The organism is Bradyrhizobium sp. BLXBL-03 (assembly GCF_051853015.1).
GTDB classification, from domain to species: Bacteria; Pseudomonadota; Alphaproteobacteria; order Rhizobiales; family Xanthobacteraceae; genus Bradyrhizobium; species Bradyrhizobium manausense.
On record NZ_CP182470.1, the window covers coordinates 1,943,009 to 1,967,151 of the forward strand.

19 protein-coding genes are annotated in these 24,143 nt (G+C 55.0%); 13 read left to right on the forward strand and 6 right to left on the reverse strand.

The genetic code is table 11. The features are described from left to right. The first annotated feature begins 79 nt into the window (after window positions 1–79). Together ACNJX9_RS09285 and ACNJX9_RS09290 are read left to right on the forward strand one after the other, a co-directional pair. Entirely contained in the window at window positions 80–721 is a 642-nt protein-coding gene (locus ACNJX9_RS09285; protein WP_439408529.1) for a toll/interleukin-1 receptor domain-containing protein, read from the forward strand. Continuing rightward, complete coding sequence (locus ACNJX9_RS09290; protein WP_439408530.1) at window positions 718–2,904, forward strand: KGGVGR-motif variant AAA ATPase; 2,187 nt, start codon at window positions 718–720, stop codon at window positions 2,902–2,904. The genes ACNJX9_RS09285 and ACNJX9_RS09290 overlap by 4 nt, the downstream gene beginning before the upstream one ends. 136 nt (window positions 2,905–3,040) lie before the next feature. Here ACNJX9_RS09290 and ACNJX9_RS09295 read toward each other — a convergent pair whose 3' ends face one another. Together ACNJX9_RS09295 and ACNJX9_RS09300 are read right to left on the reverse strand one after the other, a co-directional pair. Next, on the reverse strand, window positions 3,041–4,579 hold the full coding sequence (locus ACNJX9_RS09295; protein ID WP_439408531.1) for a toll/interleukin-1 receptor domain-containing protein: 1,539 nt from the start codon (window positions 4,577–4,579) through the stop codon (window positions 3,041–3,043). Window positions 4,580–4,658: 79 nt separating this feature from the next. Next, window positions 4,659–5,828: a patatin-like phospholipase family protein gene (locus tag ACNJX9_RS09300; RefSeq protein ID WP_439408532.1), complete on the reverse strand. Its 1,170-nt coding sequence runs from the start codon at window positions 5,826–5,828 to the stop codon at window positions 4,659–4,661. 314 nt (window positions 5,829–6,142) lie between these two features. Here ACNJX9_RS09300 and ACNJX9_RS09305 point away from each other — a divergent pair, with 314 nt between their 5' ends. Continuing rightward, window positions 6,143–6,943 carry a hypothetical protein gene (locus ACNJX9_RS09305; RefSeq protein WP_439408533.1) on the forward strand — a complete coding sequence of 267 codons (801 nt, stop codon included), beginning with the start codon at window positions 6,143–6,145 and terminating at the stop codon, window positions 6,941–6,943. Between the two features lie 112 nt (window positions 6,944–7,055). On the opposite strand, the gene ACNJX9_RS09310 is transcribed toward ACNJX9_RS09305, so the two are convergent. Continuing rightward, complete coding sequence (locus ACNJX9_RS09310; RefSeq protein WP_439408534.1) at window positions 7,056–8,396, reverse strand: tetratricopeptide repeat protein; 1,341 nt, start codon at window positions 8,394–8,396, stop codon at window positions 7,056–7,058. 348 nt (window positions 8,397–8,744) lie between these two features. On the opposite strand from ACNJX9_RS09310, the gene ACNJX9_RS09315 reads away from it, so the two are divergent. From ACNJX9_RS09315 to ACNJX9_RS09355, 9 genes are all read left to right on the forward strand, one after another. Next, complete coding sequence (locus ACNJX9_RS09315) at window positions 8,745–9,830, forward strand: PfkB family carbohydrate kinase (protein ID WP_439408535.1); 1,086 nt, start codon at window positions 8,745–8,747, stop codon at window positions 9,828–9,830. 1 nt (window position 9,831) lies between these two features. Further along, window positions 9,832–11,250 carry a toll/interleukin-1 receptor domain-containing protein gene (locus ACNJX9_RS09320; RefSeq protein WP_439408536.1) on the forward strand — a complete coding sequence of 473 codons (1,419 nt, stop codon included), beginning with the start codon at window positions 9,832–9,834 and terminating at the stop codon, window positions 11,248–11,250. Continuing rightward, window positions 11,250–11,963, forward strand: a complete 714-nt coding sequence (locus tag ACNJX9_RS09325; RefSeq protein ID WP_439408537.1) for an 8-oxoguanine DNA glycosylase — start codon at window positions 11,250–11,252, stop codon at window positions 11,961–11,963. Before ACNJX9_RS09320 ends, ACNJX9_RS09325 begins: the two co-directional genes overlap by 1 nt. Then, window positions 11,960–12,547, forward strand: a complete 588-nt coding sequence (locus tag ACNJX9_RS09330; protein ID WP_439408538.1) for a 7-cyano-7-deazaguanine synthase — start codon at window positions 11,960–11,962, stop codon at window positions 12,545–12,547. Before ACNJX9_RS09325 ends, ACNJX9_RS09330 begins: the two co-directional genes overlap by 4 nt. Before the next feature lie 5 nt (window positions 12,548–12,552). Then, on the forward strand, window positions 12,553–13,026 hold the full coding sequence (locus ACNJX9_RS09335) for a TIR domain-containing protein (RefSeq protein WP_439408539.1): 474 nt from the start codon (window positions 12,553–12,555) through the stop codon (window positions 13,024–13,026). A 581-nt stretch (window positions 13,027–13,607) separates the two neighbouring features. After that, a complete protein-coding gene (locus ACNJX9_RS09340) occupies window positions 13,608–15,752 on the forward strand; it encodes a B12-binding domain-containing radical SAM protein (protein WP_439408540.1) in 2,145 nt (714 codons plus the stop codon). Window positions 15,753–15,769: 17 nt separating this feature from the next. Next, window positions 15,770–17,377, forward strand: a complete 1,608-nt coding sequence (locus ACNJX9_RS09345) for a hypothetical protein (protein ID WP_439408541.1) — start codon at window positions 15,770–15,772, stop codon at window positions 17,375–17,377. After that, window positions 17,346–17,930 carry a hypothetical protein gene (locus ACNJX9_RS09350; RefSeq protein ID WP_439408542.1) on the forward strand — a complete coding sequence of 195 codons (585 nt, stop codon included), beginning with the start codon at window positions 17,346–17,348 and terminating at the stop codon, window positions 17,928–17,930. Before ACNJX9_RS09345 ends, ACNJX9_RS09350 begins: the two co-directional genes overlap by 32 nt. Before the next feature lie 582 nt (window positions 17,931–18,512). Continuing rightward, window positions 18,513–19,109, forward strand: coding sequence for a hypothetical protein (locus ACNJX9_RS09355; protein ID WP_439408543.1), 597 nt, complete (start codon window positions 18,513–18,515; stop codon window positions 19,107–19,109). A 193-nt stretch (window positions 19,110–19,302) separates the two neighbouring features. Here ACNJX9_RS09355 and ACNJX9_RS09360 read toward each other — a convergent pair whose 3' ends face one another. The 3 genes from ACNJX9_RS09360 to ACNJX9_RS09370 are packed head-to-tail and all read right to left on the reverse strand — an operon-like array spanning window position 19,303 to window position 22,493. Further along, window positions 19,303–19,602 carry a hypothetical protein gene (locus ACNJX9_RS09360; RefSeq protein ID WP_439408544.1) on the reverse strand — a complete coding sequence of 100 codons (300 nt, stop codon included), beginning with the start codon at window positions 19,600–19,602 and terminating at the stop codon, window positions 19,303–19,305. A 13-nt stretch (window positions 19,603–19,615) separates the two neighbouring features. Beyond that, entirely contained in the window at window positions 19,616–20,773 is a 1,158-nt protein-coding gene (locus tag ACNJX9_RS09365) for a UvrD-helicase domain-containing protein (RefSeq protein WP_439408545.1), read from the reverse strand. Continuing rightward, window positions 20,763–22,493: an ATP-dependent nuclease gene (locus ACNJX9_RS09370; protein ID WP_439408546.1), complete on the reverse strand. Its 1,731-nt coding sequence runs from the start codon at window positions 22,491–22,493 to the stop codon at window positions 20,763–20,765. The genes ACNJX9_RS09365 and ACNJX9_RS09370 overlap by 11 nt, the downstream gene beginning before the upstream one ends. A 295-nt stretch (window positions 22,494–22,788) precedes the next feature. Between ACNJX9_RS09370 and ACNJX9_RS09375 the strand changes: the two genes are divergently transcribed. Further along, window positions 22,789–24,105 carry a DUF5623 domain-containing protein gene (locus tag ACNJX9_RS09375; RefSeq protein ID WP_439408547.1) on the forward strand — a complete coding sequence of 439 codons (1,317 nt, stop codon included), beginning with the start codon at window positions 22,789–22,791 and terminating at the stop codon, window positions 24,103–24,105. The last annotated feature ends 38 nt before the right edge of the window (window positions 24,106–24,143 follow it).

The following is a 24,143-nucleotide window of genomic DNA, read 5'->3' on the forward strand; positions in this document are numbered from 1 at the left end:
GTATGATCTCATAAGAGTTCAAGCTGGCTATTGGGCGAACGCGCCGGAGACAATATTCTGTCAAGGAGCATGCCTTAGCATGAATGATATCAACGCTTGCTTCGTGAGTTACCGACACACCAAAGATCGGGATGCCCATGGGTTTGTGAAGGCGTTCGTTCGCCAGCTGAAAAGGCAATTGATGTGGTTGCTCCCAAGCGCGCCAATTTTTTTCGACGAGGAGGGCCTCAAAGTCGGCGACAGCTTCAATGCAGAGCTAGCGTATCAACTTTGCCGCAGCGCCAGCATGGTGATGTTCTTTTCACCGCTCCACTTTGACCTGCGGCATCCCTACTGCGCGCTAGAGTATCGAGCCATGCTTCGCCTCGAGAAGCAACGTCTTGGCGCAGCGGTTGTCGACCTCCGCAATAAAGGGTTGATCTTTCCGGTTGTGTTTCGCGGAGTTGAATGTCTCCCATCAGAGATCGTCAGCACCCGCCACTATGAGAACTTCAATCATGTTGTGTGCGAGTCCGATTTCAAGAAACGCGACTGCCAAGCGCGAATCAAGGAACTAGCCAACCAGATCTATTTACGGTACGTCGCCCTGAACAACGCTGGCGTTTTTGAGAACATGAACTGCCGTCAGTTCAGCTTCGAAGACGAGATGGAGATCAGCGCTTGGTTAACGCAGGTCTCTCAAATTCGGTCATTTGACATGCCTTTGCGTGGAACGCCATGACCGAGCGCCCCCTTGGCCAAATCATCACATTTTACTCATACAAGGGCGGTACCGGTCGTACCATGGCACTCGCCAATCTTGCCTGTCTGCTCGCCAGACCCGATGCGCCGAGCGGGCCGGAAGGAGCGCCGCGAGTGCTGGCCATCGACTGGGATTTCGAGGCGCCTGGTCTGCACCGATATTTTCAAAGGTACTTGAAACCAGAGTCAGCGGAAAGCTTCACAGATACTCAAGGCTGCCTAGAGCTTTTCGAGCAGCTTCGCCAACAGCGTTCGAGCGATGACCCTTATGATCCAAATGATTTTGTAGCCAATCGCCTAACAGCGAAACTGTGGTTCGAGGCACAGGATCTCGATCAGTATGTGGTTCCGACGAGCTTCCCCTGTTTGTCTCTGATGAAAGCCGGTCGTTTCGACCCAACCTACCCCCGGCGGGTTTCTGAATTCCGCTGGGACAACCTCTTTCATGAAACAGTTGGGCTGTTCACCGGCTTCGTAGATTTCCTGCGCTCACGATTTGATTATATCCTCGTTGATTCTCGAACCGGCACGACCGATACGAGCGGCATCTGCACGATGCTCCTTCCTGACAAGCTCGTTGTCGTCTTCACCCCAAATCAGCAGAGTCTCACTGGAATCGAAACTCTTGCGGCCGAGGCGGTCGCCTATCGCAAGCGTTCCCCTGATGGGAGACCGCTTACAATATTTCCTTTACCTTCGCGGGTCGAAATGGCGCGGCCCCAACTCCTCGAGGCTTGGCGCAACGGGGGCAGCAGTGCAGATGCTTCAATAGCTACATTGCTCCCTCCGAACATGTCAGGCTATCAGCCGATGTTCGAGCGGCTATTTGAAAATCTGTATGCGCGCTCAGCAGTCCACCTTGAGGAATATTTCAATGAGGTCATGCTACAGCACATTCCCGACTACGCGTACGGGGAGCCAATTGCCGTTGCGCTGGAAACGGGCGACTCCCGCATTTCGCTGTCGCGCAGCTATTCGGCATTCCGGGATCGACTGATCGAGCTGGACGTCCCATGGAACTCGCTAACTGCCATCCGCCAAGAACGTGACGTTGTTCGGCGGTGTGAGGCGATCGACCACGAGTTGACGAAAAAGTCTATTGAGGAAGCGATCAAACTGAGCTTTGCGCTCATTGAGCGCATGCCCCCTGAGCACCTGTTCGAGCGTTGGTCAGACACTATCTTCGAAGTGGCGCGAGCCGCAAAACGAGAAAACGGCTCCGCGGCATCTGCGCTCGTTCGGGAATGGGCTAGGTCGGCACTTTCCGAGAACGAAATTGACCCATCGAGCTTGGGCGAGGCATTGCGAGTAGCTGGCACGCTGAGCCAGGAGCTCGGCGAGGGGACGTTGGCAGCAGAGCTTTTGAGTGCAAGCCTTGCGTGTTTCACTAACAGCTTCGGAAATGAGCATCCGGCAACACTTACAGTGTTGGACCAGCTAGCATCGGCTGCATTCAGCTCGCATGACTATAGCAAAGCTCGCATTCTCTATGAAAATGCGCTGCAGATCAGGCGTAGGATGCTTGGTCCTGCAGATCCGTCGACCCTCGAAACGATGAACAGCCTCGCTCTTACGCTTTTCGAGCAAGGCGACGTCGTAGGCGCGAAATCGATTCTCGAAGAGATGCTGGCAAGGCGGCGTGAGACAACTGTCGATCGGCGTTGGGCGGCAATAGAAACCTTAAACCACCTTGTCCTTGGTCAGATTGACCAGCGCGAGCTTAGAGCAGCGCGGGATTCGCTCGCGCAATTGCAGACGGCTTATCGCCAGGCCCGCGAGCACGAACGGCCGGACGCGGTCACTGCCAAATTCGATGCGACGGAAATGGCCGATGGAACAGCATCAAGTGTCGTCCCTATCTCAGGCCAGCCAATTGCCGCGCTTGACATCGTTAAGCCGTCCGACTTCATGGAGGCAACGGAGCACGACTTCTTCTACCTTGCGCCGGGCTACCAACAAGTCGATAAAATGGTTGCTCAACCTGTTGCTGTCGGCGAAAAGCGCCTTGACTTCCTAGCACTTCAGGCGTGCAGATTGGACGGTGTGACATTGATTTGGCAAGGCGCCAAGAGTGGTCGCGCCTGGATGAGCTTTGGTAGAGGTGCGATCGAGCTTCCCCGTGGGGAAATGCTGCGCCTCTACCTCAATTGGCTGAACTGGTGAGAAGGATAGGAGCGTGTAGTTGCGACGCTTGCGATAGTTCATCGTGCTCATTCGGGCTCAGCTGCGCTATGCGGTTGAGCGGGGGACTAGTCGCATCTTAGCTAGGAGATCAGGATCCGGCGGACCATCTTGTCTCCTACTTGTCGTCGGGCCTCTCGATCTTCTCCGCGTACAGCAACTCGTTGCACAGCAGATCAACAAAGCGTCCATTAATCTGATACAGATTTGCAAAATTCGTGATCACTGTCGTCGCAGCTTCCGACCAACTTAATGTTTTTGTCGGGTCCCGTGCATCCCCTATCGTACTGAAGATTCTCAGCCTGGTCGTGGACCACTTAATAATTTCCTCGCGCAGAAATTCCTTGTCCGGCCCATCCCTGAAACTGCTGAGCAGCGGCGGTTCATCATGCTCGTCTTTCGGCGGACTAAGGCCGAACTCCATTGCTTCGGCCTCGACCATTACGATTTCGTTCTGAAACTTTTGCAGTAGCTCTGCCTTCTTAGGCTCAGGAGCCTGCCCGGCCTTCTTCAAATCATCGGCCAACGGCAGCACACGTTGCCGGAACCGGATCGAAAGAATAAGCGCGCTCAGAAGAAGCGACGTCTTGAAGGTCAGATTAAACCGGCGATCGCGGGACGGTATGAAGGCGACATAGCACTTTTTTGCTCCGCTTCTGAATTTTTCATATCGCGCGATGATTGGGCGATAGTATCTTCCATCAGTTCCAAGACAAAGAAAATCAGTTTGATGCGGCACATCTCCCCGACCGACCTCTCGCGCCGCAGCTTCGAGATCGTTGATCCACAGGGGAACCATTCCGCTATCAATCCGTTTGGCCGATTTGGCCTTGATGTCGGACCACACCGCGTCAGTGCTCGCGATGGAAAAAATATCCTGTAGCGCGCGGTATTCACCGGTGACAATGGCGTCTGCGCTCAGTCCAACTCCTTCCGGAAGAACTGGCGGCGGAATTCGAAAGCTGATCCGTGGCTGAAAGACTTCTTCCCCTACAATGTCATTGATCCGGTTCAGCCAAAACGCCAAGGTCACTTTGCGGACCCCGGCCCTCATGAGCTTACGAACGACCGGATCCTGTAAGTCTCGCAGGGGTTTAGCTTCTGATTTTGTCAGAACAAGTTCCAAGAAGTCGAACAGCTCGGTATTCTCGTAACCTAGAGAATCATCGCTTTCGAGGGTGATATTTAGGGGATTTCTGGCTCGATCGGTCGTCGATATCAGAGATCCTTGGTAGCGGGACAGCTGACTCGGGCGCTCACCGTCGTAGAGGTAGCAGATGCGCTCGCGAATCGATTTGACCTGATCTGCAGCTTCCAACTTTGCGCGAAACTGTCCTGCCTCGTAAAAGCACCAGCTCATGTCCTTGTCGGGCTTAGCGCCACCACTATAAATAATAACGAACCATTGTGACGCTCGAATGGAGCTCGAGATCTTTGCCTCGTAGTCATCGCTCGCTTCCAAACCAGCATGATCAATGAAGACGTCGAGGTCGGGCGAAAGCGAGGTCAATGTTTCCACGAGGGCGTCGGCTACCCTCATCTCGCTGTGGTTGTAGGAAACGAAAACACCGACTCTGTTCGTGTCACCGTCCGGGCTTAGAAGGGGTTGGGGCGCAGTTGACGGAGACGGTCCGAACCAGCGATCGATCAGGCTCATTTCCGGCCCTCCAAATGATCAATTCACGTCTCGAAATTGATTGCGAAGAAGAGACTCGCTCGGCCATTAAAAAGCACAGTTAAGGTTTGAACACGGACAAGTTGAGGTGTTCGGCTTTGACGTTCTGCGCGGCGGTGGCTTGTCCGATCCGTTGCAGGCCATCGAGCGCGTCTATGGAATCGAGCTTCTGCACACTTGCCGGCTCAATATCGGCGCAACCCAGCGCTGCCAGCCCCTCGCGAGTGAGTTCGGCATTGTAGCGCGCATAGCGGAAGAGCTTCCGCTCCAGCGGACCACGCGAGCCAAGCATGCTGTCCACCTCACGGTCCAGGAGCGGGCCGGAAACACAGTCCCCGAATACACGGCAGAGAAAATCCTGTTCATTAAGCGCTGCATACATCAGGGCTGACGGTACTGTGGTTGCATTGAAGATCAGATTCATTTCCTCGGGGCGAAGGCTATAGTTCTCTCCTGCACTTGTGCCTGTACCGACCGAGATGATGAGCATGTCGTCGACGCCTGTCCGCCAACCGCGGCTATCGACCGCTGCATGAGGCCAATAGCGATCGACTGTCGCCATCAGAAACATTTGAAAGGTTGGATTGTTGTACATGGTGACGCCGCCATCGACGAAGACGAAAGGCTTTCCGCCGCTATCGATCACCTCAGGAGGGAAGTAAGTCGGAGCAGCCGTGCTGGCGCGCACCAATTGCCAGAGCGGAATCCGGAGATTGCAAGCAACATGGCCGTCGCGATTATATTTTGCGTATGGATTGTTTGAGATGGGCCACGGCGAATCCGTGGTCGCGTTGCGCATGACAAGGAGCAACAGACTTTCAATTTCGGGCGCACCAAGCGTCGTTGCGGGACCAAAGACGTTCTGAAGCTGCAGCGCAAGCGGCTCTTTATTGTATTGGTACTGTAGACGACGGAGGATGCTTGCCTTGTCGAACATCGCAGCACCGTTATTGAGGTAGAAATCCAAGATCTCCCGGACAGACATTCCGATGGCTATGCCGGCAGCAATAATGCCACCGGTAGACGTGCCGGCAACGTAGTCGAAATAGTCGGCGAGCCGATAATCATGGCGCCCGCTTCCTTGGATTAGTAGCTTCTCGATCGATTGGAGGATTTGCAAAGAAAGCACACCTCGAATTCCACCGCCGTCGATTGCGAGCAGCTTACGCGGGCCTTTGCGGGCGAGGCGCTCATTTAGATTTACTCGACGCTCCGGCGCGCGACCAGCCATTGTCCTCTCCCTCAGCCACAATTGTCCCGATGTTCGTGCGTAGGCCCATCATCGATGGTTGCCTGAATCTCAAATCGTCAATTTAAATGAGTGCCATTGCTGCTTCCGAAGTTAAACACGCTGTAGTAGTATGATCAAGGGTTAGTTGGATTGGTGTGATCCAGGCGATGATGGGATCGACCGGGTGGAGTGCGGTGCTGTCCCGTCAGCCAAGCCTGTCGATAGGTTTTCGGTTCGACGACATCACTAGATCTGCATTGGACTAGCATTCGAGCTTCGACTTACCGATGATGTAAGACGTCAGGAAAGCCTCATTGCGCATCGTAGTCTTCTGGCTTTTGCGTCTCGTCTCAGCATTGGCTGGAATCGCGTGCTTCTTAGTTGGTGCCGCGTCTTTCCATTCGGAAAGATATTGGACGTTCGCTCTCAGTTGGGTTTGCAGCGGTCTGCTCAGCGGCTTGTTCACCTTCGCGGACGATCAGTTGACCCGTGCCCGAGTGACGTGGTCTGCCGAGATATCTGCGGCTGATCTGGCTCGTAAAATATCTTCAGAAAGTGAGTTCGGTTATGGCCTCGTTCTCCGGCCGTTTGAGATGGACGCGCAAATACGAATGCAAAATAATTTAAATCCTTTTCCGGCGGTGGGAATCGGTTTTGGAATGCCGATCATCGATGTTCAGGAATGGATCATTCGCTCTTCGCCGCGGAATTGGCGGTGGTTTTCGTGGGGCGGGAACGTTGGCCCAATTCGGCCGATCAAAGTCATTTCAGGCGACAATTGGTTCGACGAACTGAAGCCCATAATCATGTTGGCCGATGTTACCATCATCATCCCCGGAGCGTCTGATTCAATGCGCCAGGAGTATGACTTTCTGCTTGAGAAAAGGGCCAATCAAGCAGTGATACTGTTTCCTCCTCGATCGCAAAACGATCGATTCTATCACGGGATTGAGAGATCAACGCGATTTTCCGAATTTCTGACCGGCGTTCCAGACCAGGGATGTTTTCTTCTTCCGCATCAGGGGCCGTCGGGCGTACGGTTCGAAAAGGAATGCCTCACTTCTCGAAAACTGAAGCGAATTCTGGAAGCCAGGAGACACGCAGCCAAGGGTTAGGTGCAACGTAGCATATGACGATCGAGGTTGTAGCGATACCGGTCGACGCACTTGCACCGCAGAACGAGGCGAAGACGCAGGAATCGTGCGCAGATAGTTCAAAAAGGGCGCATTACGACTTCTGGCTTTCGGTGTATTGTCGAAGGATGGGAAGGGCGCAGAGTGCATCTTCGGCCGCGAAATTTCTCTCGACGAGAAATTCCAGCATTTCGATCTCCGATAGCACATGCTCGATCGGGGGAGTCATCTCGAGCGCACTGCGATAGGCGGCGAGCGCTGCTTCCTGGTGACCCAGAGCAGTAGCTGCCTCGCCGAGGCAAAGAAACGTCCAGTGATCGGCGCGCTTTTGCTCGATAAGCCGTTCACAAGTGGTTTGTAGCTTTCCGTACCATTCCTTAGCTTCTGCCAGTTTTCCCAGGGCGCCGCACATGGCCCCGACAGTCACGATCGGATAGAGGTCGTGTGGCTGAAGCTCGTGGGCCCGCCTGTAGTGGATCAAAGCTCCCTCGTAATCGTCACGCCGCCTCAAGAGGCCGCCCAGCATGCCATGCAGCTCGGAATCTTGGTCATTGAGCTCCAGCGCTCGCAGCATGTAAGTTTCTGCCCGAGAATGGAATAGCGGTCCCTTCTTGCGATAAGCAAATCCAATCTCTCGCAGGAGCTCGGGATCATCTGGGGCGATCTCCAAGGCTCGGTCGAGTGTCTGAATCGCCTCATCGAAGTAGCTGGCGTCCCGCAGACTGATTGCGAGCTGCTCGAGGAGGCGAGCCGATTTAATGACTCGCGTGGAGACCAGCTGATAGAGGCTGAGTACGCGCGAGGGGGTCGCTGCTGCGTGGATCTTGTCGAGGAGGCGGTCTTCTGTATCTTGCGAGCGCTGATCCTTAAGCGCATCTTCGAGATCACGTATCCTTACCGATAATTCCTGCACCTTTGCTTCGGGCGATTTCTCGCCCAAGTACCGCCCTATAGATAAGCCCGGGAGAAAGACATGGACTGGACTGTCCATCTCCAGAGTGGAGGCATTCTCGATTGCTTGGCGCAGATCGGCCTGGAAAGCTCGAAGAGCTGGCGCGGCAAAGTAATCGTAGTTGATGACATATTGGTTTCGGACGTCAAACGGTAGCTTGGAGCCCTTGCAGGCGACAAGAACCGTGCCCTTCTTAGATAGGGCTTGGCGGATCCCAAGCTCGTAGTAGACGTTTGGGTTTCCGAACGTCAGATCGGCGAGGACGATATCTGCATCGAAAAGCCACTCGTTGTACATGCGGTCGATCAGCCCCGGTTGTCTCAGCTCATCGGCCCTCTTGGTTTGATATCCGGGCGGGATTGCAGGCTGAAGTATGCCCTCCCACACCGCGTCGAAGTCGATGACGCAGGTTTTGTCCGGCTCCTCATAGTCCAATGGCGCCTTGCGTTCTCCGTAGGGCATTGCGACGAACAGGCGCTTCATCTGATTGGGTCCTGCCGCGAATAGGGTTAGTATGCCGGGCATCCTAGCGGGGGAGTTGCGCGAACATCAAGTTGGGCCGTGACTGAGGCATAGAATGTGGATCAGTATGTGTCTGCCACACTTTGCACTTTTGTTTTGATCTACTTCTGGTTTTATAGGGGGCGGGCCGAGTTGCGAATTGAGGTCGTCCCGCGCGATTGAGCGGACATTGGTTGCACTGCGAAATTTCTGCACATCAGCTTCGAGGGAGACGGAGCGAGAATGATTGTTGTGGGGGGCTGTTATCGAGAGCTTTGCGAGCAGCCGTATTGGGATAGCACATTTGGATCGGGCGGTCGGGCTGCAGCCGTGCTGGCTGCCTATTCTTCGGAGGTCAAGCTTCAAACCTACTTCCGACAGGACGGTTTAGCGGGCCTTTATGGTATCGAAACGTGTGGCGTAACAATCGATGCCACCTCTCGGGAAGAGGATATCCTGTTTTCTTACCTGCATCCATTGGCAAACCCACATCTCATTCCCAGGAAGCCTAAAGCAAATCCGCCAATCAAGGTCGACGGCTCGGCTGTCCTCCGCTTCGGATTCGTTGAAGGTGACTCAATTGTGACCGCCCAGCGAGCCGTATACGACCCACAGAGTTTGCTCCCAGTACGTTTTGCTGCCAATGGCTCGCACGCCGCGCGCCTGGCGGTCGTGCTGAATCAGGCGGAGCTCGCGATCATGGGTGAGTCGGCCGACATGGGACAGGCGGTTCAGCGGGTAGTGGAGCAAGATCGAGCCGAGGTCGTCGTGGTCAAATGCGGAGCGGCCGGGGCGTGGGTTTTCACATCAGGTGAAGAGCTTCCTGCTTTTGTTCCCGCCTTTCGCAGTGAAGCCGTCTTTAAAATTGGAACGGGCGACGTTTTTAGTGCGATCTTTGCTCATTATTGGTGCGAGAAGGGTGAGCCTCCCGCGGCTGCAGCGTTCGCCGCCTCCAAAGCTGTCGCATCCTACGCGCAGACCCGAAGCCTGCGCATTTCGCCAATCAAACCTGATCCGGTCATGGCTAGGGACGTCAATGTCGCGGTCGTTGGCTTTGGGAACACCCTGGCCGATATCTGGCTCCGCGAGGAGACCTGCTCAGCTCTGCTTGACCTGGGAGTTCGCGCCTCACAGGTGCCGAGCCTCGAGATTCCGAGCTTAGACTCTGTAGGAAGTCTTCTCATACTCGCTGACGGGAACCTGCGATCTTCCTCGGCCCTCACAAGAAAGGCGAGCCGCGCCAACATCCCAACGATCGTTTTTCAGCAGAGCAGGGCTCCTCTGCCAACCCCAGCGGGAAATCTGCAGTTTACAGACGACTTCTGCACCGCTGTGTACTGGGCAATCTGGATGGCAGCTCGTCCGCAGCAAAGCGCCCCGCAATCTGTCCATCCCTCTCGCCGCAAACGAGGATAATGTGGCCGACGTTTGCATCCTCTACGCCAGGAAGGACGCGCGCCGACAAGCAAAGAAGCTCGTCGAACTTCTTGAGCCAAACTGGTCTGTTTGGTGGGATCACAAGATCGACAGCGGAGACTATCGGCAAGAAATTCATAATCAGCTCAAGCTTGCCGGTTGCGTAATTCCAATCTGGTCCGGGGCGGCGCAGTTCAGCGCGGTGCTGCATGACGAACTCGCAATTGCAATCAAGGGCAATGTGCCAATTCTTCCCCTGCGGATCCACGACGTCGATGCTCCTCTTGGATTTGGGGCACAGCAGACGACGGACGCGATTGCTTGGAATGGTGATGAGCCCACGACGAACGTCATAGCGCTCGTCGATCGGATCGCTAGAGTGCTGGAAAAGCGCAGGAGCCACGTCAGGCGCCCTGCCGCAATCCCACTTTGCTGCGGCATACAGCTTCCAACCCTCTTCTTCTCGGTGTCTTCCCATGAAACGCAACTCAGTCCAGGGGCGGCCATAGATGCCTTGAATGTGTTCCGTGCATCAACGGCGCTGATCTCAGCATATGATTTGCATTCCAGCCGAAAGCCTCCAAGGGGCCTTGTCCCAGCAATCAGGGAGTTGCGCTCTCGCGGTGCAACCATACTGCTGGATTCAGGTTTTTACGAAAAGGCTCGTCGATCAGACAAAAGCTGGACCGTTCGGAAGTATCACGACGTGCTGGAGCGCGTCCCGCATGACGCTGCTTTCTGCTTCGATGACGTGGACCTTCCTTCGAAGACTTCTCTGGCACTTCGATCATTGGTAAGTGGAATCCGGCGGGAACAACAGCACACCAAGAAGCCTCTCATTCCAGTCATCCACCTTGCTCGCGATCGAGCCGGCAACTACAAGGTCGATCCGGCTCTAGAACTGATGAAACTGGTGGCGCTGGAGACAAAGCCAATTTTAATTGCGATCCCTGAGCGGGAATTGGGTTCCGGCATCATTGAGCGTGCACGGACTATGCGGCGGATTCGAGAAACCCTCAACGAACTTTACTACTATCAGCCGGTCCACGTTCTAGGGACCGGAACTCCAGTGAGCGTTGCGCTGCTCGCTGCGGCAGGAGCAGATAGTTTTGACGGCCTTGAATGGTGTCGGTTTGTAGCGGATAACGAAACGAAAACGTTACATCACTTCCAACACTATGACTTGTTCAAGTGGCAGGACGACTTCGCGCTGTCTGCCGTGACTCTTGAAGCAAGGAAGGACCCTGCCGTTCGCTACGCCGGTCGCACCATTTTTCACAATCTAGATTTCTTCACCAACTGGATGGACGAGCTACGCTCGGCGTTAGGCGACGATAAACGGTTGGTCGAATTTATGACCACACTGCTGCCCAAACGAACCATGACGCTCGCGCGCGACGCGCTACCGGGAGTCTTGTGATGAATTATGTTTGCGACCGCATACACGGAGCAATAGCGGCTATCTATCCCGATATCGAGCAAAGCGCCACAGCCCTAAACATGCATCTATCGGAGCAGGATCTCTGGTTTGAGCTCTCCTGTTGTGTCTTGAGTAGCCAAGTCCCGTACTCGCTTGCGTGTGCTGCGGCAGTCGAGGTCCGCAAAGCGCGCGCGCTCGCGCCTGATCTCGAGCTTGATGTAAAAGCTTGTGAGGGCTTACTACTATCAGCTCTTAGCAGGCCCCTTTCGATAGCAGGCAAGACGCGTCACTATCGATTTCCTAAGTCTAAAGCGCGTCAGCTTTCGCTCGCAAAATCGTCGATCCTGCAGAATTATGACTCGCTCTCTGCGGCGCTCGCCTCGCTGGACGATGCCGAACTCGCAAGGCAATGGCTGGTTCAAAAGGTACCCGGTCTCGGTCCCAAGCAAGCGAGCATGTTTTTGCGTAATTGCCGTGGAGAGTATGACCTCGCAATCATCGATCGACATGTGTTAGGTTACATGCATATTGCTGGCCTCGAGGAAATTGGAAGCCGGCCTCCCATCGGATACGCTGGATACCTCCGAAGCGAAAGTGTTCTTAGAGGTCACGCGAGCGCGATGGGGTATCGTCTCGGGTTGTTTGACTACGCCGTCTGGATCACCATGCGAGTTCTCGACCCAGGCATGACATCAAGAGACCAAGTCATATGAGCATCGTTACCCTCGTTTCGGGAGGATTGGACTCCACGCTCGTCGCCTGCTTGGCGAAGGAGGCGGGCAATCCGCAACATCCGCTCTTTATCGACTATGGGCAGCGTTCAAAAGAGAAAGAACTCGATGCGTGTCGGCGTGCCATGGCGCTGATCGGCCTTGGCTCACCAGAAGTGGCCGAACTGTCCGGATTTGGTAAGCTCGTTCGTTCAGGCCTGACTGATCGCGGCCTGCGGGTCCTGGAGGACGCATACACGCCCGGCCGAAACATGTTGTTTCTCCTCGCTGGTGCAGCATATGCTGAACGTCTGGGTGCCGAAGCGGTCGCCATCGGACTGCTGCACGATCAGACTTGCATTTTCGATGATCAGAGGTTGGACTTTTTGAATGCCGCGGAAGGCTTGCTGAAGATGGCGATTGGACGACCAATCGAGATCATTACCCCTCTTAAGGAGTTTTATAAGCGGGACGTGGTCGAGCTCGCCGAGCAGAAGGGGCTAACGGGTACCTACTCCTGCCATCTTGGTGAAGATACTCCATGCGGTAAGTGCATTGCATGCCTAGAGTATCGCTTCGGAGATTGACGGTGATGGGCGGAAACAGCGGCGGCGGTGGTGCAAGTCGGAGCACTCTTGGCGATCTGCGGAGCCTTGAGGAAAAGGCTAAGCGCGCCTTGGATCCTGGACGCAAGAACGTATTTATCAGCTTCGCTCATGAGGATCTGGACGCAGTCAATTTGCTGCGTGGACAGGCGAAGAATGACAGGCTTGATCTTGAATTTAACGACCGCTCTGTGCAGGAGCCATATAATAGCGAGAGAGCCGAATACATTCGAAGCCGCCTTGCTGAACGGATAAATCAGTCCTCCGTTACGATCGTGTATCTCACCTCGCACTCGTCATCGAGCCCTTGGGTGAAATGGGAAGTTGAGAAAAGCTTGGAATTGGGAAAACGTGTGATCGCAACCCATTCCAAAAACGATCCGCCAAAGGACATTCCAACTTGGATTTCCGCGAAGGGGATTTCAATTGTACCTTGGAGTAAATTGGCCGGAGAGCTTTGAAGAAACTCCCGTGCCGGCACGTCCGCAAGTGTACTGCACCGAAGCCGCTCCACGGGCGAAGTCCGCCATGCCGGCCTACAGCGGTGCCGGATCCGTGTGGCGCGGTGCAGAAGTATCTGCTTGGGTTGCATTCGGCGAGTCTGATTAATGCCTAAGCAACAATCGTTCGATCGACGCAAAGTCTTGTTGCTGCAGCATGCTTAAGAAGAACCGGTGCTGCTAACGCCAAGTAAAAGGCCTTGTTTGCCAATCGAAATTTACGGCGTCGTGAAGGGGGCTCGGATTCCGTATCGATTCACGTCGCACCGAGATCCTTGCGTATCGCGGTCACGACTCGCTTAAGCGAGCGTTCGTCAAATTCGGACAAACTCCGGATGAACAATAAGTTGTACCCGGGGAAAATTTCAATTGCCTGAGGGGTGGCTTCGATTATGCTGGGATTCTTAGGTCTGAGATTGGTTTTCAAAGGTTTGCCTCTAATGTAGCTATCAGAGGAGGATGTATTGCAATCAATAGACGTTCGGAAACCGGCGCTCCTTTGCATCGTTCCACCCTATTCGATACTCGAACCGCCGGCGGGAATGGCATATTTGCTTGCTTATGCAAAGCGCATGGGATGTTTCGAATTTGATTTCCAAGATTTTCGATTAGGTGTGCCGGAGGCCTATGCGCCAACTTACTATCACACCGGTCTTTTCGGCGAAAATTTCGTAATGGATATTCCGGACCTGCCTCTCCTTTTAAAGGTCCTGAACAATTTTGAATCTCAACTAGATTTACTTGCAGGCATATCGCCGATCGCTGAGCGATATTGTTACGAGCGTGGCATGCGCGCAACCTATGTAGAACGCTATTTGCGTTGCATGGACAACTATCTGAGAAGTATTGCTAGCCAACTTGCGGGAGTGCGTTTTGTTGGGCTTTCTACTTGGACCTCAAATTTCTTGTCTACGCTTTTGTTCGCCGCCCATTTGAAGCGGCTACGGAAGCCGCCGACGGTGGTTTTGGGCGGACCCCAGGTAACGCAAAGTCGGGCGAGTGCGGCTCTTGCGCTACGAAGCCAGCTTGCAGATGCCGTTGTCGTCGGCGAAGGCGAAGCAGCACTTTTGGACCTATATTCAAAGAGCGACGGGAATCGATGTCGGGATGGCGCTCCGACACCAGGAACCGCAATCCTAGCTAGTGAGGGCAGTATATTATACGGGCCACACCGGCAGCTCCTTCGCAGCGAGGAAATTCCCGTTCCAACTTTCGACCAAATGTCACTGGTGTCCTACCAACAAGGTGGCGCGCTCAGTGTGCCATTTCACCTTTCTCGTGGCTGTACCGATCGGTGCGTATTTTGTAGCGAATGGACGTTTTGGGAGCGTTTTAGACCCGGCGAAGCGCTCCAGGCGATCGAGGGAGTAAAGGTTCTAAAGGCGGAATACGGCGCCGAACATATCGCGTTTACCGACTCTCTGGTGAATGGCCATCCGGGCCAGTTGAGGCAGTTTGCCGAATGTCTCATCGATGAAAACATCAACGTTCGTTGGGACGGGTTCATGCGCGCAAGGATGGATTCGGATACGGCTCAACTGCTAAAGCGGTCCGGCTGCGAAAGCGTCTTTGTAGGCATCGAATCTATGTCCAACGAAACGCTCGCATTGATGAAGAAACGCAGGACAGAAGAAAATAATATGTCCGCTCTTCATGCCTTTCTGCAGGCGGGTATTCACGTGATAGCAGGCCTTATTCCCGGATTTCCGAAAGATGATAGAACGGCCTTCCGCCATACCGCGACAAGACTCCACGAGTTACAGCAATCCTATCGTGGTTTGCTCAGGGTCAATTCAGAACCTTTTATGGTGTCGCCTGGACAACCGATTTACAGCCGTCTTGACGAATTTGGTTTAGTTGGGAAGCCGTGGGATGAGCAAACCATCGATATCGCGCCTCAATATGGTGACATCACGCAGCAAGTACTCTGCGCAATTGAAGGCTCAAATCAGGGATCGGAGCGAATAGGGCGATTGCGAATTGCCGAGGCAATGGAATCTGATGCAGCAGTTCGGGAAGATTTCTTCGACTACAAAGGGGATGAATATCTCAACGTATCTAGCTTCGAGTTTGAGCATGTCCATCGCGGCTGGTTTATTGCTCGCTTAAAGAGCAATTCAGGTTCGATTTTCGCGCTGATTTTGACAGAAAAGGAGAAAGACGAGATCGAAGGACTCGAAGGAGATGTAGATTGGGATGGACTAAACGCGTCGTGCAAGGCCATAGGTATTCTTGACGCAATCGCTAAGCGGCATCTCATCTCGCCGTCCGAGAACCCACAACTTGTGACAGGTGGGTACTTTTGTAGCCTATCGGCCGGAACGCAATATCGATTGTCGCCACTCGTGGTTGCCAGAGTAGGTGATTGGAGCCTCAAAGGTCGCTTGTTGGTCGTAGACTATTTCACGCTCTCTTGGATGCTCCTGCCCTCCTGGCAAACCCGACTTATCGAAACTCTCCGTCAAGGTTCAGTTACCATCAAAGCAATCATGGAAAGTCTACGTGCTGAAAGCGCTATCTCTGAAAGATCTTTGAAACGCGCAATGCAAGCGCTCGTAGCGGAAGGGATGGTGTTGGTGACGAGAGAGCCGGCTAAGATAAGTGAAAAAATTGATAGCAAACAAATATCTGAACTTTGCGCGCAACCGCCGGAAGCGATATCGGAAACTACAATCCCCGGTCATTAGGACTATTGGTAAGGCGCATGGATCGCATATTTCCAGCGGCCCTCGGAATCTTCATCTACGTCGTCGTTTATTTGGCTCTTCGCCTGTTACCAAACCAAGATTTTGCGGGTTATTTTAATACCGCGGCGCAAGCGGCTAGTGATGCTGCTGGCACTGTATTCGCCTTTAGTGCAGCTCGCATTGCTGGTCCAAAGTGGCGAGGCTTTTTTGGGACTATTTGCGCCGCTTCGGGGCTCATGCTTGTCTCCAACGTCGCTTGGGGGTTCGTAATAAATATTTGGGCTCTGGACCCAATGGCGACACTGGTGTCACTGAGCTATCGCGTACCGTATCTACTATGCCTTGCCTTGTGGGTTTGGGCTTGGCTTGAAGTTGTTGTGCGAAACGTCAACCGCAACGCTGGCATTGCACTATTTGGAGTCTCGATCTTAGTAGGAGGCTTTCTAGCTGCCCTGCTGATCGAATATTATCAACCACTGCTGACCGCACTTTCCTCGAATCCTCACAGAGTGTTTGTCTTCTTATACGTAGGTCTGGAAATTGCGGCGCTAATCTGTTGCGTTAGCTCCGGCATTGGCCAAGTGCATCCTTATCCGCTATTGATCGCGGTGGGTTACGCATTGCTTGTCGCTTGCGATTTCATATTTAACACGAACGAGCTCCGGAATGATGTTCCGCAGAACTCTCTTGTGGAAATACCGTGGACGGTTTCACAAGTGCTAATTGCGCTCGGGGTAAGAGCGCACTCATTTGCACTGCGAGGTCGATATGAGCCGTCGGAAACGCTAAGCAGCGCCAACTTTGCGGTGCCCCTGTTAAGTATCACACTTGGCTCTGGATTGATTGGGGCTCTCATCGCGCTGTTTGTTCAGCCGCAAACACTAGCGCTGGCGTGTTATTTATTCGCATCCGTGGTAACGGCGCTGGTAATTAGCGTTGTTGTGCGCGCGCATGGAGCAGCTAGATCTCGCGCGCTACGCACGATTCAGGCAATGACGGTGGTTGGGAGCGACGAGGCGGCAATCGTATGGGATGAAATCTTGCGGCTTTTCGGTACTGCCGATCTTTTTGAAAGAATCAGAATCGTACTGTTAAGTTTTAAAGGGAACGTTCTCCCTTGCGACGATGATCGTCTTTTCTCGCTTAGCGATGCGTGGCGCGCTAAACAAACAGAACAAGTATTTATTGCGATGCCCTATTCGTTGGAGTGGTCGGATACTATTGACGAATGGATACGGTCGGTCGTGGCCGATTTTGGGTGGATCCCGGTTCGTGGAGACGAGTTGTTCGATAGTCGCGACGTCGTTGACGGACTTTGGAGGGGCATATGTAGTTCACGGGCGGTCGTCGCAGATCTCACGGGTCGAAACCCCAACGTCATGTATGAAATCGGTATAGCGCACTGTCTAGCGAAACCGGTAATCCTTGTGTGTCAAAGCCTCGACGACATCCCGTTCGATCTCGCCAACAAACGAGTGGTCATCTACAGGGTCGACAAACTCGAGGTTGCGACTTCTAGGCTCCGAAGGGCGCTTGCCGCCGTGCGTGAAGTTGGAGCTACAATGGTGTCATCTAGTGGCGAGCGGGATCAACATGCCGGAAGAAGTGACAGCGCTCGCGGCTAAAGAGCCTGATCTTAGGTCGGCGAAAGACATATTGTTCACGGCTTTCAAAGATGAGCCCGTACAGGAATGGATATATGGTCACTCTTTGTACGGGCGAATTGCCACCAGGATTTGGATCGCAGACTTGCTGAAACACGGAATTGTTTCGAAGCTGTCTGATAATTCGGCCTTTGCCGTCTGGTTTTCTCCGGAACAGACGGAAAGGGCGGCAAGACGGCGAATGAGTTTATTGGGAGCGTTTTCCTTGTTGCGGCCAGACAGCTGGGCGCGCAAAATGCAGTTGAATCGCAAGATAGCGCAACTTGAGTACCGTAAACCATATTGGTACTTGGCCGCGGTGGCCACCGCCACGAGTCTTAAAAGAAGCGGGCGAGGCACCATGGTTCTATCGTTGGGACTTCAGCGCGCCGATCATGACAGGTTGCCTATCTACTTGGAGACCTCGGTCTACTACTCAATCGACTTTTACAAGTTATTGGGCTTCGACGTGGTTCATGAGTTCGGTTTTGAAGATGGTCCCACAGTGTGGTGTTTGCACAGGGCGCCTAGATAGACAACAGAGCAACTAGATAGGCAAACGAGGGGCTGGTGTTAAGGCCCGCGACTGCAGCAGCACTGCGCTGTAGGTCGTGAGGGCTCATTTTGCGATCTTTCAATGCAGTTGGCTGGCCAAATTCTAGTTTGATAGATGTCGACCTTGCTGACCTTTCCGATAGAGGTGCTAGCCCGAGGAATCGAGGTGAGTTTTCAATGGCCTCATAAATCGAGATGACAGCGTCAATTCAGGGCTCATGCCACTTCGAAGACCTAAAAGGTCGCGCGGAAGAATTCCTTTCATGCATTCAAGGATCTCATTGACATAAAGGCCGATCAAAAGGACGTGGAAGCGATCTGCCAATAACCGCGGAAAGAAGAACTAACCATCTCATTTGATTGTCACCGCGCAACTGGCTCCCTCAAAAGTTCGCTAAGCGCTCCTGGTGTCGTCGTTTACGTCAAGCCTTGATGGTGCAAGATCCTCGCGGCCGCGGCGGGCTCCTTCCATATATCCGAAGAAGGGTAGACAGCAGCATTCGCCAGCAAAAAACAACCGATCGTGGAGCGGTTTGACTGAGAAATGGTCGGAGAGCGCCGCGTGGAGGCTGAAGCCGCGCTCCTCCTGGTTCGAAAGGCGTTCGTGAACGTAATCTACCACCGATGGGAGCGTGGTGCGCGGCGATGGGGGCCGCAGGCGAGAAAGAAGCCAAACCACGCCGATCTGGTTGGAGCGCTGACAGAAGCATTGATTGTCATCGACAAAACGGGCCTGGAGGAATTGAGGCTTCTGGTCCATTGCCTCAAGCATAACAGCGAAGATGCGCGAAGGCTTTATGTGCTTCGCCGCGGTCATCTCCACAAGGTAAAGTACGGTGGCACGCGGCTGGTCGATGCCAGCAAGATCTTGGCCATGCTCGACGGCAACAAGGACGCTCGTCGTCAGGTCGACGAGGTCGTCCTGTTGCGAAAGGCGGCGAGCTGGCTATACGAGCAGGAACGGCGTTTGATTGGACCGGGCGGGGTGCTGCATTCCCTACTGGAACTCGAAGAGGTGATTTTCGGAATGCGCTGCAAGCAAGCCGTAAAGTACGCCATCGTTACGGATGGTAGGCAACGCCCCGTTCGTTTTTATGAAATGCGCGAACTCCACGGGACCTTCAATTTGAGAAATATCTGCTGGAAGACGGAGAAATGAGGGCCTTTGTTCCGAGGCGATCTCGTGACATCCATGAAGCATTCCAATCCGTCGCCGCGGCCTACACGGAGGGGCCATCGTCGCGACGGATTGCCTACGCTGGGACCCGCATTTCGAAACTCTACAGCATATAGGAGCACGCTCAACCAGCGCTCAAAATGTACATCGATCGATGCTCCCGCTCGCCGACTGATTACAGCGCGCGGCGATTTTCTGCTTGATCTCGCGACGGTAGGAAGCGCTCCGCCGGGGATATGATCCGAATGCTCGTTGTCGCCCGAGTCAGTGCGACGTACCAATCCTTCCTCGTCATCGCGTCTTCTGCGATGATAATCGCGCGTTCGAACTCCAGGCCCTTCACCAGCAGCGTGCTGCCGATGCTTCGGTTACCGAGGCGGCGCCCCGCATGCCGTATCCGATTTTGAGCTTCCCAGATCGCGATGCTCAGCGTGGCAAGTTGGCGGGTCGCTTTCAGCTGCAGGGCTGATCGCATCGCATAGAACATCTCACGACGATACAGATAAACGCCGGGTCTGTCGTGGAGCGTTTGCAGAAGGGCGAGAATACTCGCTTCCGAACCGCTGGAGATCACGGCGTCGCTGAGTGGGAATAGCGAACCGAACTTGGCCTGTCCCAGGCGCCGACCCTGCTGGCGGGCTCCGAGCGCTTTGAGAAGCTCCGCCCTTTCGAGGCCCGTCAGGCATTTGGACGCGAAGTCCACGATTGCCTTTGCTCGGGCCAACCCGGTCGTCCGGTCGATCGTCTTGGCGGCGGCGTAGAGGGTCTTGCAACTTTGCTTCGAGGCTGCCAAAACCCTGTTTGGCAAGTTTTTGTGCCAGTGCGGAACGCCGGTTCTCGCTTGTGCTGTCGCCAATGACGATCAGGCTGCCTTGCACGGGATCGCGCATGGAAGCGAGGCATTCCCCGACGATGACTCTCTGACGGCGTTGAGCTGCCGCGGGCAGAGAAGTCCAAGTTACACATCGTGGTCTTGATTGCAGGTCGAGATAGTTGCTGTTCTCAAGGGCGGTGCGGACGCCCTGCAGCCACTCGGCCAATTCTAGATTTTCCGCGTTCTTCCAGCGCCATGGCGTCAGAAGCTCGGCCGAACGCTCAAACAGGGGAAATACGTCGCTATCCCAGTCGACCGGCTGCTGATCTCCGAAATCGAAGATTGCTTGCAATGGATCGCCGAACACGCAAGTCGGCAGAAGGTTGGCGAGCCGTGAAACAACTTGATGCTGCTGTTTGGTGCAGTCTTGATATTCGTCGACGAAGCACCCTCTATAGGATGCGAGCAGGACGCCATCGACAGCACCGCTATCGAGCAGGCGCGCGCCGGCATGGTAGACACTGTCCCAGTGGGCGCTTGTCGTCGGCACAACCCCAGAGAATCCCGAACGTTGTGGAAAGGACGCTGCAAATCGCAAACACCATCCGGCAATGGTGTCGATGCGGTACTTTGCGGTTGGAACGTGGTGCTTACGCAGGCGTCTGGTCAGGGCATCGACGCCGGCATGTGTGTGCGTGAGGATCAGCCGGCGTCCGTCGGAACTTCCGACAGCGAGTGCGATCTGCTCCGTTTTTCCGCATCCAGCTGCAGCGACAATGCTGCCACGACGGATGCTAACAGCGAGCCGCGCAATATCGTCATCATTTGCCATCGACCCACTTCCTCATGGCGGCAATACCTGCGCTGAGAGGCTTGTCGGAAATCGCGCCAAGATGAGGCCCGATCAGCGCGGCCAGCCGTTCGCCGCGCTCGATGGTTTTGAACCATTTCTTGTCGTTCGCGACCTTGCCGAGGATGCGTCGGACCTGCGCGGTATCGCGGTCACTGCCGAGTCTGACTGCTGTGGCAGTAGGAAGCCCAGCTGCGGATAGGGCGTTGTCGATGACGGCTCTCACGCTCTCCATGCTGCTGAATTCAATGGCGAGTGCGATCATCGAACGTATACAAGCCCAGGGGAGGTCGAGAAATAGGCGTTCCTCCGTCGAGCACCTGTCAGGCCATTGGTGAACAACCACGCCTTTCCCCTTGGCGCGTTCCAGATCTGTCGCATTCGGTTCTTCGTCGGAATCCATGAGAAGCCAGACCTCATAGCCAAGATCGCGCAAATGTTCGGCGACAAGGGGCGCATTGTCCTTGCCTCCCCCATCGATTGCGACGGTCGCTTGCAGGGCAAAAGAGTCCTTGCCGGATGCTTGCCACCATTCATCCAGGCCGCGGGCGAATCCTTGTTCGGTGCGACCTTCACCAACCAATATCTTGCGGGCGAGGAATGCCTCGGGATTTCCCCTGAGATGGCGTTGTGCTGTGTCGGAATCCCTTGCAAAGGCAGAAACGGATTTGACGGTCGTGATGCCGGCATCGGACCGGACTGAAAAGATATCGGCCGCAGTCAGCTCGCGGATCACGACCGGGGAATGTGTCGTTGCAAATATCTGAGGCTGAGCCGCGTCGGGGGCGGCTTTGGCCGCCTTGAGGTATCTCAGTAGGCGAGCGATACGATGCGGCTCGAGGCCGTGCTCAATCTCATCGATGATCGCAACATGCGGAGGACCGGCGTCGTGCTGGAGAGCGGATACAAGGAGACGTGCGGAGCCTGTGCCGAGCCTGCGTAATGGCAGATCGCCATCATGAAGTGAGATACCACCTGAAGTGATGCTGACACCCTGTACGTCGAGCTCCGCCGTAAACTTGCCCCGCACCGGGACCGCGAAGAGCTTGCTCAGCTCCTCCGCTCGATCGACTGCGCTCTTGAAGACATTCCGGTCGCCAGCTCTGAACGACGAACGGGCGGCACGCGCCGCTTCCGCGAGTTGCAGGCTGAAGCCATCGCCTGCTTCACCGATGCGAGTAAGCACTGAGGTTCGGCCCCAACCGAGATGTCTCTCTGCGTAGGGACCGAGGCGATTCGTCGCGAGCTGCTTGGCGTCCTTGAACCGGACCATCGGTGGATCGCTGTCGAGCGCGTCGATTCTGTCATTATGTATCGACCACCGGGCCTCCAGGGTCTGATCGATAACGACGTTGATCGAGAGAGCCTCCTCCAAACCCGCTCCCGGCTCATCGATGATTTTTTTGGCCGAGACATCCCAGGCGCGGAGGTGCAGCCCGTATCGATCTTCGGCTTTGAAGTGCGATGGCAGGTCAGAAAGCGTTACGGTGATCCGGATTGGCGCCTTGATCTCGAGATCGAAGAAATCGCAGTCGTCAGCAAAAATGTAGGACCTGGGATTGAGGCACAGCTCGATCGCGTCCAGCACGGTGGTCTTGGTCGAGTCCCCGGGGCCAATGAGGCAATTCATGCCGGGGGAAGGTGCCCATTTCAGCCTTTTGATGCCGCGGAAATTTTCTATTTCCAAGTAGACGATGCGCATTCATTCCCCCAGGCCGTGCCTCACAACCTATCCTTCAGTTTGAGATTGCCACGATCTCGGGTCCGTCCAGGAGAGGTAATACAGTAGCGCAACCTGAGGTCCCCCCAGATCCTGGGTGCATCCTTTCGCGAAGGTCTCGGTCGTGGTATATTTCGAGCCGGCTCCCGGCAGGAGCCTGCCGCCCGTCGTAGCGAAGCCGTTGAGGCGCTGTCCAGATCAATCGTTCCCGCCATGTCATGTCGGGCTCGAGAGGTGGTTGACGGGCGACACTTCGCTAAGGGCCGGGAGACCTGACGTGTCGAACGATCACATTCGTCCGTCCTCTATCGAGGGCATTAAGCAGCTCGCCAAGCGATTCAAGAAGTCTGACGGCATTCAGCATGCTGTCGCCTTGGACAAGGCATCAAAGGCGGCCGGCTTCGAAAATTACAAGCACGCACTGCGCAAGCTTGGAGACGGCCTCGCGGCCCCCAGGCCGTCGGCCGAACTGTACATCTCCGTTCTTTGGCGGGATCGTACGACCAAGGTTACGGGCTGCGAGATCCTGAAAATGCCGCTCGGCAGACCTCTGGACGCGCTTGTTAAGCCGGCGCAATACCAAGCATCGCGGGGGCTGGGTACGATGCGCCGAGAAGGTCCTGATCATCTCGCAGACACATATACAGCGTCGTCGCAGGAGGCGGCGCGGGAGGCTGCGTGCGAGGCTGCCAGGACTATTCAGTTTATTGAGGCAGCCCGATTGGTCCCGTCAAAGGCGAAACGATCTTTCCCCCGAGGACAATTCCAGCATCGGATGCCGGGCTCCGATCACGATGCAGCGTGGTTCGACCCCGCAGCGAAGATCTTCATCCGTACCAATGAGCCTTATGCCCACAGCATCACTCGCGAGCAGAAAGAATGGGCTGACCGACACGATTGGGCGGTCGCGATTTCGCCGTGGAAGGGAATGTATCGCCCTGACGGGGGGACATCGCTCTTTCTCTTGGCCGATATGTCCAAGGGGTATTTGCTGGAGCCAATGATCTCAAGGTTGGCAGCGGCACCGGCTCCCATCGTGGCGTCGGCCTGGGATGGCGAGTCGAGGCCGATCGTGCCGGCCTTCGTCAGCCCGGGGCAGGCGGCGAAGATCGAGGCAAAGGCGCGCGAGGTCAAAACAGCTGGCGAGCGGCGCGGCTCCAACAACTCCGTCCCATATAGCATGTTTCTTTCGGGAGCGCAGCGTCGGCCGAAGACGCGCATGCCGATTGAGGGGCACAAACTGGTCGGGCGACTGCTGAAGTCGATCCTGATTGGGACGAGAGCACGTGCAGGTGTTCACCGGCGCGTCGATGCGATCCGATGCGAGCTCGATAACTGGGTCCAGTGTGAGTATGGGCGCGGCGAGCTTTCGGATGATGTGTTTTTCGATCTCTATTATCATGAGCTTCCCGAAGGGGACGCACTCGCTGCGGTGCCCACAAGCTGGGATCGGCACATTGTGAATCTTGACGAGGTTAAGGCTACACTCGTCCGGTATTATCCTGAGTGCCCACCGCTGCGCCAATTGCTGAAGAAGGCCGATCTGGCGATCTCATCTCTTCGCACTTGGAATGTCATGCCAACGCTCACTTGAGGAGTAGAAAGTTCGGACACCGATCGAAATCGGGATCC